Below are 13547 nucleotides of genomic sequence, written 5' to 3' on the forward strand. Positions count from 1 at the left end.
GAGTTCGGATGTTCTGATCAAAATTATTTGGTGCACCTGCTCTTGGCGGGTGCTTCCGATGACCAACAATACTCATGTTGTGATCAAGTCTTTAAGAGCAAACGGTGGATGCCTTGGCATCTGGAGCCGATGAAGGACGTAGTAATCTGCGATAAGCCTCGGGGAGCTGATAAACGAGCCTCGATCCGAGGATTTCCGAATGGGGAAACCCCGCTGGGCGGCGTGCCGACCCAGTGACTCCCGCCTGAATATATAGGGCGGGTAGAGGGAACGTGGGGAAGTGAAACATCTCAGTACCCACAGGAAGAGAAAACAACCGTGATTCCGTTAGTAGTGGCGAGCGAAACCGGAAGAGGCCAAACCGATCATGTGTGATAGCCGGCAGGCGTTGCATGGTCGGGGTAGCGGGACCCTTCAGTCGATCTGCCGATCGGCAAGCATTACAGCGCGACATAGACGAACAGCTTGGAAAGGCTGACCACAGACGGTGACAGTCCGGTAGTCGAAATGTCGTTATGGTGCGAGGGGGATCCCAAGTAGCACGGGGCCCGAGAAATCCCGTGTGAATCTGCCAGGACCACCTGGTAAGCCTAAATACTCCCAGATGACCGATAGCGGACAAGTACCGTGAGGGAAAGGTGAAAAGTACCCCGGGAGGGGAGTGAAATAGTACCTGAAACCGTTTGCTTACAAACCGTCGGAGCAGCCCTGGTAGCTGTGACGGCGTGCCTTTTGAAGAATGAGCCTGCGAGTTAGCGATATGTGGCGAGGTTAACCCGAGTGGGGTAGCCGTAGCGAAAGCGAGTCTGAATAGGGCGATTCAGTCGCATGTCCTAGACCCGAAGCGAAGTGATCTATCCATGGCCAGGTTGAAGCGAGGGTAAGACCTCGTGGAGGACCGAACCCACTTAGGTTGAAAACTGAGGGGATGAGCTGTGGATAGGGGTGAAAGGCCAATCAAACTTCGTGATAGCTGGTTCTCTCCGAAATGCATTTAGGTGCAGCGTTGCGTGTTTCTTGCCGGAGGTAGAGCTACTGGATGGCCGATGGGCCCCAAAAGGTTACTGACGTCAGCCAAACTCCGAATGCCGGTAAGTGAGAGCGCAGCAGTGAGACTGTGGGGGATAAGCTTCATAGTCGAGAGGGAAACAACCCAGACCATCAACTAAGGTCCCTAAGCGTGTGCTAAGTGGAAAAGGATGTCGAGTTGCTTAGACAACCAGGAGGTTGGCTTAGAAGCAGCCACCCTTGAAAGAGTGCGTAATAGCTCACTGGTCAAGTGATTCGGCGCCGACAATGTAACGGGGCTCAAGCACACCACCGAAGTTATGGGATTCGCGCAACAGCTCGGCAGCCACTTGATGGCTGTCCAGGCGTGCGGATCGGTAGGAGAGCGTCGTGCAGCGAGTGAAGCGGCGGTGGAAACCAGCCGTGGATGCTGCACGAGTGAGAATGCAGGCATGAGTAGCGAAAGACATGTGAGAAACATGTCCTCCGAAAGACCAAGGGTTCCAGGGTCAAGCTAATCTTCCCTGGGTAAGCCGGGACCTAAGGCGAGGCCGACAGGCGTAGTCGATGGACAGCAGGTTGATATTCCTGCGCTGGCGAAGAACCGCCCAAGTCAATCCAGTGGTGCTAAGAGTCCGAATTCTTGGACCCGATCCCTTCGGGGTGACGGTCCTTGAGCTAGCACTCGACCCCATGCTGGTGCGGCTAGCGTATTAACAGGTGTGACGCAGGAAGGTAGTCGAACCGGGCCGATGGTTGAGTCCGGGCAAGGTCGTAGGGGTGCAGATAGGCAAATCCGTCTGCAACATTCCCTGAGAGCCGATGCCGAACCCTAGAGGGAAGTCGACGATCCTATGCTGCCGAGAAAAGCATCGACGCGAGGTTCAAGTCACCCGTACCCCAAACCGACTCAGGTGGTCAGGTAGAGAATACTAAGGAGATCGAGAGAATCGTGGTTAAGGAACTCGGCAAAATGCCCCCGTAACTTCGGGAGAAGGGGGGCCTGAGGCGTGATGGGACTTGCTCCCTGAGCGTTTGACGGCCGCAGAGACCAGTGGGAAGCGACTGTTTACTAAAAACACAGGTCCGTGCCAAGTCGCAAGACGATGTATACGGACTGACGCCTGCCCGGTGCTGGAAGGTTAAGAGGAGGGGTTAGCGCAAGCGAAGCTCTGAATTTAAGCCCCAGTAAACGGCGGTGGTAACTATAACCATCCTAAGGTAGCGAAATTCCTTGTCGGGTAAGTTCCGACCTGCACGAATGGCGTAACGACTTCCCAGCTGTCTCAACCGCGAACTCGGCGAAATTGCACTACGAGTAAAGATGCTCGTTACGCGCAGAAGGACGGAAAGACCCCGTGACCTTTACTATAGTTTGGTATTGGTGTTCGGCGTGACTTGTGTAGGATAGGTGGGAGACTGTGAAGCTTGGACGCTAGTTCAGGTGGAGTCATCGTTGAAATACCACTCTGGTCACTCTGGACATCTAACTTCGCACCGTGATCCGGTGCAGGGACAGTGCCTGATGGGTAGTTTAACTGGGGCGGTTGCCTCCCAAAAAGTAACGGAGGCGCCCAAAGGTTCCCTCAACCTGGTTGGCAATCAGGTGTCGAGTGTAAGTGCACAAGGGAGCTTGACTGTGACAGTGACAACTGGAGCAGGGACGAAAGTCGGGACTAGTGATCCGGCAGTGGCTTGTGGAAGCGCTGTCGCTCAACGGATAAAAGGTACCTCGGGGATAACAGGCTGATCTTGCCCAAGAGTCCATATCGACGGCATGGTTTGGCACCTCGATGTCGGCTCGTCGCATCCTGGGGCTGGAGTAGGTCCCAAGGGTTGGGCTGTTCGCCCATTAAAGCGGCACGCGAGCTGGGTTTAGAACGTCGTGAGACAGTTCGGTCCCTATCCTCTGTGCGCGTAGGAAGTTTGAGAGGATCTGACCCTAGTACGAGAGGACCGGGTTGGACGAACCTCTGGTGTGTCAGTTGTTCCGCCAGGAGCACCGCTGATTAGCTACGTTCGGGATGGATAACCGCTGAAAGCATCTAAGCGGGAAGCCGGCCTCAAGATGAGACTTCCATGCCTTCGGGCGAGAGGCCCCCAGCCAGACGACTGGGTTGATAGGCCGGATGTGGAAGCGGGGACTAACGACCCGTGGAGCTGACCGGTACTAATAGGCCGATGACTTGATAACTCATCACATGACTGTTGTGATGCTTGCGTCCACTTTGTGGTTCTCGATGGACGGTCGAGAACGAAGAATCCGCTAGGATTCAGACTGAAACATCCATAGTGTTTCGGCGGCCATAGCGTGAGGGAAACGCCCGGTTACATTCCGAACCCGGAAGCTAAGCCTCACAGCGCCGATGGTACTGCAGGGGGGACCCTGTGGGAGAGTAGGACACCGCCGGACTTCTTTTCGAAAGGGGCCCCAGCCATGACGCTGGGGCCCCTTTCGCTTTTTCGGGAGGATTGCCATGGCTGAGAGCTCGGACCGCGACCGTCGACGGGACGGATCACCGACCGGAGGCCGGCCCGATGGAGGCCGCCGCGACGGCTCGAGCCCGCGGCAGCGTGACGACCGCGACGGCGGCGGCCCGCGCCGCGACGGCGACCGTCGGTTCTCGCGCGAGAGCGGCGGTCCGCGCCGCGGAGCTCCGCGTGATGGCGAGCGTCGTCCGTACGAGCGCGATGACCGTCGTCCGCAGCGTGACGGCGAGCGTCGTCCCTTCAACCGTGACGACCGTGGTCCGCGCCGTGACGATGACTGTCGTCCGCAGCGTGACGGTGAGCGTCGTCCCTTCAACCGCGATGACCGCGGTCCCCAGCGCGATGGCGAGCGTCGCCCCTTCAACCGTGACGATCGCGGTCCCCAGCGCGATGGCGAGCGCCGTCCGTACCAGCGTGACGACCGCGGTCCTCGTCGCGATGACGACCGTCGTCCTCAGCGCGACGGCGAGCGTCGTCCGTACCAGCGTGACGACCGTGGCCCTCGTCGCGATGACGACCGTCGTCCCCAGCGCGATGGCGAGCGTCGCTCGTTCGACCGTCCCCAGCGAGACGGCGAGCGCCGTCCCTTCAACCGTGACGACCGCGGTCCCCAGCGCGATGGCGAGCGTCGTCCGTTCAACCGCGATGACCGTGGCCCTCGCCGTGACGACGACCGTCGTCCGCAGCGCGATGGCGAGCGCCGTCCCTTCAACCGTGACGACCGTGGTCCGCGTCGTGACGACGACCGTCGTCCGCAGCGTGACGGCGAGCGCCGTCCGTTCAACCGTGACGACCGGGGCGCCCAGCGCGACGGCGGTGAGCGTCGTTCGTTCGACCGTCCGCAGCGCGATGGCGAGCGTCGTCCGTTCAACCGTGACGACCGCGGCGCCCAGCGCGACGGCGGTGAGCGTCGTTCGTTCGACCGTCCGCAGCGCGATGGCGAGCGTCGTCCGTTCAACCGTGACGACCGCGGCCCTCGCCGCGATGACGACCGTCGTCCCCAGCGCGATGGCGAGCGTCGCTCGTTCGACCGTCCCCAGCGTGACGGTGAGCGCCGTCCGTTCAACCGTGACGACCGCGGCCCGCGTCGCGACGACGACCGTCGCCCGCACCGCGACGGCGAGCGCCGTCCGTTCGACCGCGACGACCGCGGTGCGCGCGGGGGCGACGACCGTCCGCGTCGGGCACCCGCGCGCGAGGGTCGCGAGGAGTACGGCTCGCGCGGCACCGGCACGGGCGAGAGCTTCCGCCAGGTGCGCGACGACTTCGACGCGCCGCTGCTGCCCGCCGACGTCGAGGCCAGCGACCTCGCAGGCGAGGCGCGCATGCAGCTGAAGACCCTCGACAAGGACAACGCCGACGTGGTCGCGCGTCACCTCGCGATGGTCGCCAACCTCATCGACGACGACCCGAAGGCCGCGCACCAGCACGCCCTCGCCGCGTCGCGTCGCGCCGGCCGCATCGGCGTCGTGCGCGAGACGCTCGCGATCACCGCGTACCAGCTCGGCGACTTCGCGCTCGCGCTGCGCGAGCTGCGCACGTTCCGCCGCATCACGGGCAGCGACGAGCAGCTGCCGCTCATGGTCGACTGCGAGCGCGGCCTCGGCCGACCCGAGAAGGCCCTCGAGCTCTCGCGCAGCGTCGACGCTGCGACGCTGCCGACGCCCGTCCGCGTCGAGCTCGCGATCGCCCGCTCGGGCGCCCGCCTCGACCTCGGCCAGACCCAGGCGGCGCTCGACGAGCTGCGCATCCCCGAGCTGCAGCGCGACGTCGCCCACTCGTACAGCCCTGCGCTCTTCGCGGCGTTCGCGACGGTGCTCGAGGATCTCGGCAAGGCCGACGAGGCTGCCGAGTGGCACGAGCTCGCCGAGCGCGCCATCGACGCGCTGCAGGCAGCCGCCGACCCCGGCGACGCCGAGACCGTGCACGTGTCGGAGGAGTGGATCGACGTCGACGACGACGCATACGACGTCGACGAGCTCGACGACGTCGCCGCGGTCGACGCTGACGCGGATGCCGACGCGGACGCCGACGACGCGTCGGTCGAGGTCGAGCCCGTCGACGAGCTGGAGCCCGCCGACGAGGTCGCTTCCCTCGAGGACGGCACCGAGCCCGACGGCACCGAGCCCGTCGGCACCGAGCCCGTCGGCACCGAGCCCGACGGCACCGAGCCCGACGGCACCGAGCCCGTCGACACCTCGGCTGCGGCGATCGAGGCCGAGGTCGAGGCGCTGCTCGCCGGCGTCGCGGACACGACCGACGACGCGGCCCAGGCGGGCGCGGACGTCGATGCGTCCGACGACCACGATGCGCTGTTCGCGATCGAGCCCGAGGATGCGGGGGAGTCGGCGAGCGACGTCGCCGAGTCCGAGGCGTCGCAGTCCACCGACGCGACGCCCGACGCGCCCGCGCACGAGGCCGACGCATCCGACGCCGACGCATCGGACGATCAGGCCCCGCGCGCATGACGACGCTGCTCGACGGCGTCGATGCCGTGCTGTTCGACCTCGACGGCGTCGTCTACGCGGGCCCCGCGGCGATCCCGCACGCCGTCGAGTCGATCGCGGCGATCGCGCAGCCGGTGCTGTACCTGACGAACAACGCGTCACGCACCGACGCGCAGGTCGCCGCGCACCTCAGCGAGCTCGGCATCGCGACGACGCCCGAGCAGGTCGTCACGAGCCCGCAGGCCGCGATGCCGCTCATCGCGAAGCACGCGAAGCCCGGCGACCCCATCCTCGTCGTCGGCGGCGACGGCATCACGGTCGAGCTCGAGGCGCGCGGCTACCGCGTCGTGCGCACCGCGGCCGAGCATCCCGTCGCCGTGATCCAGGGCTTCGCGCCGCACGTCGGCTGGAAGGACCTGGCCGAGGCGACGTACGCGCTGCACACGGGCATCCCGTGGGTCGCGACGAACATGGACTGGACGATCCCGCAGGCCGGCGGCATCGCTCCCGGCAACGGCACGCTCGTGTCCGCCGTGCACACGGCCGTCGGCCGCATGCCCGAGGTGGCCGGCAAGCCCGAGGTGCCGATCTTCACGGCGGCGATGGAGCGCGTCGGCGCGGCCACGGCCATCATGGTCGGCGACCGCCTCGACACCGACATCCGCGGCGCCAACCGTGCCGGCATCCCGAGCGTGCTCGTGCTCACGGGCATCGACCAGGCGCGCACGGTGCTGACCGCGATCGCCGAGGACCGTCCGACCCACGTGATCGCGGATCTGCGCGAGCTGCACACGGACTACCCCGAGACGCGCGAGACGTTCGAGCGGTCGACGGGCGCGACGTACGCCGAGGCCGGTCGTGCCGCGGTGCGTCGCCTCGGCGCCGAGCTGACGCTCGTGCGCGCGGGCGAGGGCGCCGACACCCTGCGTGCCGCGCTGCACCTCGTCGCGTCCTCGGAGTTCGGGCCGGCGGCGATGCGCATCGATCCCGCGCTGCTGGCCTGACGCAGGTCGATCGCCGAGCACGAGCGCGTCGAGCGCTGACGGACCCCGCCGAGCGCGGGGTCCGTCGTCGTCCGGGCACGCGCCGGGTGGGAGGATGGATGCCATGACCGTGGATGCAGCCAGCCGACTCGACTTCCAGGTGCGCGACCTCGCCCTCGCCGAGGCCGGACGCCACCAGATCCGCCTCGCCGAGCACGAGATGCCCGGCCTCATGGCGCTGCGCGAGCGGTATGCCGCCGAGCAGCCGCTCGCGGGCCAGCGCATCGCCGGCTCGCTGCACATGACCGTGCAGACGGCCGTGCTCATCGAGACGCTCGTCGCGCTCGGTGCCGAGGTGCGCTGGGCATCGTGCAACATCTTCTCGACGCAGGACGAGGCCGCCGCGGCCGTCGCCGTCGGCCCGACCGGCACCGTCGACGCCCCCGCTGGCGTACCCGTGTTCGCGTGGAAGGGCGAGACGCTCGAGGAGTACTGGGCCTGCACGCAGCAGATCTTCGCCTTCGAGGGCGGCCCCACGCTCATCCTCGACGACGGTGGCGACGCCACGCTGCTCGTGCACCGCGGCCGTGCGCTCGAGCAGGCCGGCCGCCTGCCCGAGACCGCCGACGACGCTGCCGAGGAGGAGCGCATCGTCGACGCCGTGCTCACCGCATCCATCACGGCGGACGACCGCTACTGGTCGCGCATCGCCGACGGCCTGCTCGGCGTCACCGAGGAGACCACGACGGGCGTGCACCGCCTGTACGAGCTCGCGAAGGAGGGGCAGCTGCTCTTCCCCGCCATCAACGTCAACGACGCCGTGACGAAGTCGAAGTTCGACAACCGCTACGGCATCCGCCACTCGCTGCCCGACGGCCTCAACCGCGCCACCGACGTGCTCATCGGCGGCAAGATCGCGTTCGTCGTCGGCTACGGCGACGTGGGCAAGGGCGCTGCGGAGTCGCTGCGCGGCCAGGGTGCGCGCGTGATCGTGTCGGAGATCGACCCGATCTGCGCGCTGCAGGCCGCGATGGACGGCTACCAGGTCGCCCGGGTCGAGGACGTGCTCGACGAGGTCGACATCTGGGTCACGACGACGGGCAACGAGCACGTCATCACGACCGAGCACATGCTCGGCATGAAGCACCTGTCGATCGTGTCGAACGTCGGCCACTTCGACAACGAGATCGACATCGCCGGCCTCGCCGCGACCGGTGCCGAGCGCGTCGAGATCAAGCCGCAGGTGCACGAGTGGCGCCTGCCGACGGGCCGCTCGATCCTCGTGCTGTCGGAGGGACGCCTCATGAACCTCGGCAACGCGACGGGTCACCCGTCGTTCGTGATGTCGAACTCGTTCTCGAACCAGGTGCTCGCGCAGATCGAGCTCGCGCAGCGCTCCGCCGAGTACGCGACCGACGTGCACGTGCTGCCGAAGGTGCTCGACGAGGAGGTCGCCCGCCTGCACCTCGACGCGCTCGGCGTGCAGCTGACGACGCTCACCGACCGCCAGGCGAAGTACATCGGCGTGCCGGTCGAGGGCCCGTTCAAGCCCGACCACTACCGGTACTGATGCTGCGCGTCCTGGTGTGACGCTGAGCGGGCCGTCGAGGGAGATCTTCCCTCGGCGGCCCGCTCTGCGTCACACGGTGCCCGTCAGCGCCACCACGGCCACAGCAGCGCTGGGGCACCGAGCGACGTCAGTCCCAGGAAGCCGAGCACGAGCACGGCGACCGTCGCGAGGGATGCGGCGACGCCGATCGCGACGGCGGCGCGCGGATGCCGCACGTCCCACGGGGCGTCGGCGGGTACGAGCGCCCGCATCCTCGCCTCGTGCAGCGACATCCATGTGCCGGGGAGCGCCCGACGCACGGCGCGGAGGTCGTCGGCCGCGAAGCCGCGACCGTCGATGCGCGCGACCGTGAGTCCGTCACGACCCACGAGCACCCAGCGTTCGACGTCGGCACCCGTGCGGATGCCGCGCGTCGTCGCGCCGGCGGTGCGCTGCACGATGCCGCCCGCGACGTCGGCGAGCGCGACGGTCTCCTGCGCGAGCGGGCCGTGGCGGAGGCGCGCATCAGGGCCGGGCGCATCCACGACGAGGCGACGTCGGGGGATGCGCCACGACTGCCACGCGAGCAGGCCCAGGACCGGCAGCCCGATGATGGCGCCGAGCGGGCCGATCGCGATGCCGATGGCGAGGATGACGAAGCCCAGGCCCGCGAGCGCGGCGGCGAATCGCGACGCGAAGAGGTGCCGCACGGCGCCGCGCACGTCGATCAGGTTCGCGGGCATGCGGTCAGGGGAGCGCGGGACCGGGCTCGAGGCCCTCGCCGACGGCGCGCAGCAGGCGCGCGAGGCGGCGGCGGTCGTCGTCGCTCATGCCCGCGAGCACGCGGTGCTCGGCGTCGAGCAGCGCGTCGAGCGCCGAGTCGACGCGGTCGAGGCCGTCGTCGGTGAGGCGGATGCGCGTCGAGCGGCGGTCGGAATCGTGCGCGATGCGCTCGACGAGGCCGCGGGCGACGAGGTTGTCGATGCGGTTCGTCATCGTGCCGCTCGTCACCATCGTCTGGGCGATGAGCTCCTTGGGCGTGCAGGCGCCGTCTGCGCGGCGGAGGGCGGCGAGCACGTCCCACTCCCACGCCTCGATGCCCGCATCCGCGAATGCCGCCGCCCGCACGCGCTGCAGTCGGCGGGCGAGGCGCGTGAGGCGCGAGAGCACCGCGAAGGGGGCGACGTCGGCGTCGGGGCGCACGTGCACCCACTGCGCGATGATCTCGTCGACCTCGTCGGGCGTGGGCATGCACCCGAGTCTGCCATCGGCCGCTGCGCGAGCGTCCCTCATCCCAGCGGACCGGCTCGACGCCGCTTGACTCGGCCCCGAGGGCACGGTCTGTGATGGATGCATCGAGCGCGATCGGCGCTCGCGATCGATCCAGGAGGATCCCATGTCCAGCCCGCTCGACGACCTCGTCGCAGGCTTCCAGCACCTCGCCGCCCAGGTGCCCGAGTGGCTGCAGCCGCTCGTGATCTCGCTCGCGGGCGCCGTGCCGTTCGTCGAGGGCGAGGGCTCGGCGGCGATCGGCGTCGTCGCCGGGCTGCATCCCGTCGTCGCGGGCGTCGCCGGCGTCATCGGCAACCTGGTGGCCGTGACGATCGTCGTGCTGCTGGGCTCGCGCATCCGCGAGGCCGCCGTCGCCCGACGTCGTCGCACCGCCGCCGTGCGCGAGCGCGAGCTCGTCGGCGCCGGCGGCGTCGCGGTGGCTCCCGAGCCGGCGAAGCCCGAGTCGAAGGGACGCCGCCGCGTCAAGCAGTGGCTCACGCGCTTCGGCGTGCCCGGCGCGAGCCTCCTCGCGCCCATCGCCCTGCCGACGCACTTCACGGCCGCGACGCTCGTCGCCTCCGGCGTGCCGAAGGGCTGGGTGCTGCTGTGGCAGGCCATCGCGATCGTGCTGTGGACGACGCTCGTCGTCGTCATCGCGTCGGGCGTGCTCGCGGCCGTCGCCAGCTGACCGCAGCGCTGGCCGCGGCACCCTGGATCGCGTCCTCCGCCTAGGCTGGAGGGCGCGATCCGCCATGGTGTAACGGCAGCACGCCGGCCTTTGGAGCCGTGCAGTCCAGGTTCGAATCCTGGTGGCGGAGCGCCTCTCGGTACCCTCGCAGCATGCGCATCGTGGGGGAGTCCGGACCGGTCGTGCTGCTGCTGCCCGGCGGCGCGGAGGCCGTCGAGGGCTTCTTCCCCGGCCTCGTCGAGGGGCTCGTCGCCGATCCCGGCTGCCGCGTGCTGCTGCACGATCGCCCGGGCGTCGGCACGAGCACCGTCGACGGCAGGCTCGAGGATGCGGCGGATGCGCTGCACGCCACGATCGCCGAGGCGGGCGTCGGCCCCGTGGTCGCGATCGGGCAGAGCCTGGGCGGCGCGACGGCGCTGCTGCTCGCGACCGCGCATCCGGGCGACGTCGCCGGCATCGTGCTGCTCGACGCGACGCCCATCAACGACCCGGCGCTCGCCGACATGGTCGAGACGCGGGCGACGCAGACCGTGCGGCTCGCGCAGGTGCCGGGCATCGGGGCCGCGGTGCGCGGGCTCCTGCGGCTCACGGCGCGACGGTCGGCTCGGCGGCACCGGGTCTCGGCCGAGGCGCGGGCGGCGTACGACCGCATGACCGACCTCGACTTCGCGCGGCTCGCCGACGCCGTCGTGGGCATCCGCGCCATCGGCACGACGTTCGACGAGGCCGCGATCCCCGTCGTGCCCGCCGCCGTCGTCACCGCCGACCGGAGGACGGCCGACCCGATCCGCGCCGCGCACCAGCGCCTCGCCGACCGGCTCGGCGTGCCGCTGCGTTCGTGGCCCGGCGCCGAGCACGCCGTGCACCTCACGCACGAGCGCGAGGTGCTCGAGGTCTGCCGCGACGTCGTGCGCCGCGTGGCCGCCGCATGAGCGACGACGCCGTCGACGGCGTGCGCGCCGCGATCGCGGATGCCGTGCGTCGCCTCGCCGCCGCGGGCGCGCGCGAAGAGTGGCTCGGCGAGGTCGTGGTGCCGCGGCGCGTGCTCGGCGTCGGCCGGCCCCCGCGCATCGATCGGCGCGGCACGGTGTGGCGCGTCGGCACCCTGCTGATCGCCCGCGACGGGGCCGTGCACGCGACCGGGACGACGACGCGCGTGACCGATCCGGGACGACCGCAAGGACTCACGGCGTCCGTCGAGCTGCGGCGCGCAGAGCGAGCCGCCGCGCTCGCGGGCGGCTTCGCGCTCGGCGAGGTCGTGAACCACGGCACGGCGCCCATCGCGATCGACGCATCCCTCGTCGACGCGCCCGCCGATGCCGTGCTCGCGATCCGTGACGGCGTGGCCTGGGTGCGGTGGGGCCGCACGCCCGCCGAGCGCACCCGCCTCGACGCGTACCTCGCCGACCAGCTCGACCTGCTCGAGCATCCGCCGCAGGGCGCCTGACCCGCCCACGGAACGTGACTGGTCGCAGTTGCACCGGACTGGTCGCAGTTTCGGTGCAATAGCGACCAGTCATGCGTGCATCTGTGACCAGTCGAGTGCATCTGTGACCAGTCGGACCGCGTGCCGCAGCGCACGCGCGGAGCGGTACGGTGGAATCCGGTCTGACGAGGGAAGGTGCGGATGCCCGAGATCGCCGTCGTCGTGCTCGCCGCAGGCGCAGGCACGCGGATGCGCAGCGCGACCCCGAAGCCGCTGCACGCGCTCGCGGGACGCTCGCTCATCGCCCACGTGCTCCACACGGCGCACGAGCTGCAGCCCGCGCACCTCGTCGCCGTCGTGCGGCATGAGCGCGACCGCCTCGTCGAGGAGATCGCCCACCACGCGCCCAGCGCGCGCATCGCCGACCAGGACGACGTGCCCGGCACCGGCCGCGCCGTCGAGGTCGCCATCGCGCAGCTGCCCGCCGACTTCGACGGCCTCGTCGTCGTGCTCTCGGGCGACGTGCCCCTCATCGACGCCGACACGCTGCGCGAGCTCGTGCGCGAGCACGAGACGGCGCAGAACGCCCTCACCGTGCTGTCGACGCGTCTGCCCGATCCGACGGGCTTCGGTCGCATCATCCGCAACCGCGCCGGCCACTTCCAGCAGATCGTCGAGGAGCGCGACGCCGACGCCGCGACGAAGGCGATCGACGAGGTCAACGGCGGCATCTACGTCTTCGGCGCGGCGCAGCTGCGCACGGCGCTCGCGGCCATCGGCCTCGACAACGACCAGGGCGAGAAGTACCTCACCGACGCCGCCCTCGGCATCCAGGCGTCGGGCGGCCGCATCGAGGCCGTGCCGATCGACGACCACTGGCTCGTCGCCGGCGTCAACGACCGCGCCCAGCTGAGCGACATCGCGCTCGAGCTCAACCGCCGCATCGTGCGCCGCCATCAGCTGGCCGGCGCGACGATCGTCGACCCCGCGTCGACGTGGATCGATGCCGACGTGTCGCTGGAGGAGGACGTCACGATCCTGCCGGGCACGCAGCTGCACGGCGCCACGAGCATCGCGCGCGGCGCGACCATCGGCCCCGACACGACCGTCACCGACACCGAGGTCGGCGAGGATGCGGTGATCCGCCGCTCCGACGTGACCCTCGCGGTCGTCGGCGCCGGCGCATCGGTCGGCCCGTTCTCGTACCTGCGCGCGGGCACGATCCTCGGCGCGGGCGGCAAGATCGGCGCCGCCGTCGAGACGAAGAACGCCGTGATCGGCGACGGCTCGAAGGTGCCGCACCTGTCGTACGTCGGCGACGCCGAGATCGGCGAGGGCGTGAACCTCGGCGCCGGCCTCATCACCGCGAACTACGACGACGTCAGCAAGCACCGCACGATCATCGGCGACCACGTGCACACGTCGTCGCACACCGTGCTCGTCGCGCCCGTCGAGCTCGGCGCCGGCGCGAAGACCGCCGCGGGCGCCGTCGTGCGCAAGGACGTGCCGCCCGGCGCCCTCGCGATGACCGTCGCACCCCAGCGCAACGTCGCCGGCTGGGTGCAGGAGAAGCGCGCAGGCACGGCCGCCGCCGCAGCGGCCGATGCCGCCATCGCCGCCCAGCAGGCCTCCCAGACCCCGGCAGATCCCGCCGGCCCCACCGACGCACACCAGCAGTAGGAGC

At 69.0% G+C, this 13547-nt stretch carries 10 protein-coding genes, 1 tRNA gene and 2 rRNA genes; 10 read left to right on the forward strand and 3 right to left on the reverse strand.

Translation table 11 applies throughout. The features are described from left to right. The first annotated feature begins 81 nt into the window (after positions 1-81). Positions 82-3202, forward strand: a 23S ribosomal RNA gene (locus BLQ67_RS12330). 102 nt (positions 3203-3304) lie between these two features. Further along, positions 3305-3421 (forward strand): 5S ribosomal RNA (rrf, locus tag BLQ67_RS12335). A gap of 103 nt (positions 3422-3524) precedes the next feature. Here rrf and BLQ67_RS16720 read toward each other — a convergent pair. Beyond that, complete coding sequence (locus BLQ67_RS16720; RefSeq protein WP_197674605.1) at positions 3525-4874, reverse strand: hypothetical protein; 1350 nt, start codon at positions 4872-4874, stop codon at positions 3525-3527. Here BLQ67_RS16720 and BLQ67_RS16475 point away from each other — a divergent pair. The 3 genes from BLQ67_RS16475 (at position 4824) to ahcY (ending at position 8498) form a co-directional block, all read left to right on the forward strand. Then, positions 4824-5966 carry a hypothetical protein gene (locus BLQ67_RS16475; RefSeq protein WP_197674606.1) on the forward strand — a complete coding sequence of 381 codons (1143 nt, stop codon included), beginning with the start codon at positions 4824-4826 and terminating at the stop codon, positions 5964-5966. The genes BLQ67_RS16720 and BLQ67_RS16475 overlap by 51 nt on opposite strands. Then, positions 5963-6949, forward strand: coding sequence for an HAD-IIA family hydrolase (locus BLQ67_RS12345; RefSeq protein ID WP_092505480.1), 987 nt, complete (start codon positions 5963-5965; stop codon positions 6947-6949). Before BLQ67_RS16475 ends, BLQ67_RS12345 begins: the two co-directional genes overlap by 4 nt. A 103-nt stretch (positions 6950-7052) precedes the next feature. Continuing rightward, complete coding sequence (ahcY, locus tag BLQ67_RS12350) at positions 7053-8498, forward strand: adenosylhomocysteinase (RefSeq protein ID WP_092505482.1); 1446 nt, start codon at positions 7053-7055, stop codon at positions 8496-8498. An 83-nt stretch (positions 8499-8581) separates the two neighbouring features. Here ahcY and BLQ67_RS12355 read toward each other — a convergent pair whose 3' ends face one another. Next, positions 8582-9220, reverse strand: coding sequence for a hypothetical protein (locus tag BLQ67_RS12355; protein ID WP_092505484.1), 639 nt, complete (start codon positions 9218-9220; stop codon positions 8582-8584). A 4-nt stretch (positions 9221-9224) separates the two neighbouring features. After that, complete coding sequence (locus BLQ67_RS12360) at positions 9225-9728, reverse strand: MarR family winged helix-turn-helix transcriptional regulator (RefSeq protein WP_092505486.1); 504 nt, start codon at positions 9726-9728, stop codon at positions 9225-9227. Positions 9729-9873: 145 nt separating this feature from the next. Here BLQ67_RS12360 and BLQ67_RS12365 point away from each other — a divergent pair, with 145 nt between their 5' ends. The 5 genes from BLQ67_RS12365 (at position 9874) to glmU (ending at position 13543) form a co-directional block, all read left to right on the forward strand. Further along, on the forward strand, positions 9874-10437 hold the full coding sequence (locus BLQ67_RS12365) for a small multidrug efflux protein (RefSeq protein WP_092505488.1): 564 nt from the start codon (positions 9874-9876) through the stop codon (positions 10435-10437). A gap of 58 nt (positions 10438-10495) precedes the next feature. Then, positions 10496-10567 (forward strand) — tRNA-Gln (locus BLQ67_RS12370). Positions 10568-10589: 22 nt separating this feature from the next. After that, positions 10590-11369, forward strand: a complete 780-nt coding sequence (locus BLQ67_RS12375; RefSeq protein WP_092505490.1) for an alpha/beta fold hydrolase — start codon at positions 10590-10592, stop codon at positions 11367-11369. Continuing rightward, positions 11366-11884 carry a hypothetical protein gene (locus BLQ67_RS12380; protein WP_092505492.1) on the forward strand — a complete coding sequence of 173 codons (519 nt, stop codon included), beginning with the start codon at positions 11366-11368 and terminating at the stop codon, positions 11882-11884. Before BLQ67_RS12375 ends, BLQ67_RS12380 begins: the two co-directional genes overlap by 4 nt. A 180-nt stretch (positions 11885-12064) precedes the next feature. Beyond that, positions 12065-13543, forward strand: coding sequence for a bifunctional UDP-N-acetylglucosamine diphosphorylase/glucosamine-1-phosphate N-acetyltransferase GlmU (gene glmU, locus BLQ67_RS12385; RefSeq protein WP_092505494.1), 1479 nt, complete (start codon positions 12065-12067; stop codon positions 13541-13543). Positions 13544-13547: the final 4 nt, after the last annotated feature.

The sequence above is a fragment of the Agrococcus jejuensis genome (assembly GCF_900099705.1).
GTDB classification, from domain to species: domain Bacteria; phylum Actinomycetota; class Actinomycetes; order Actinomycetales; family Microbacteriaceae; genus Agrococcus; species Agrococcus jejuensis.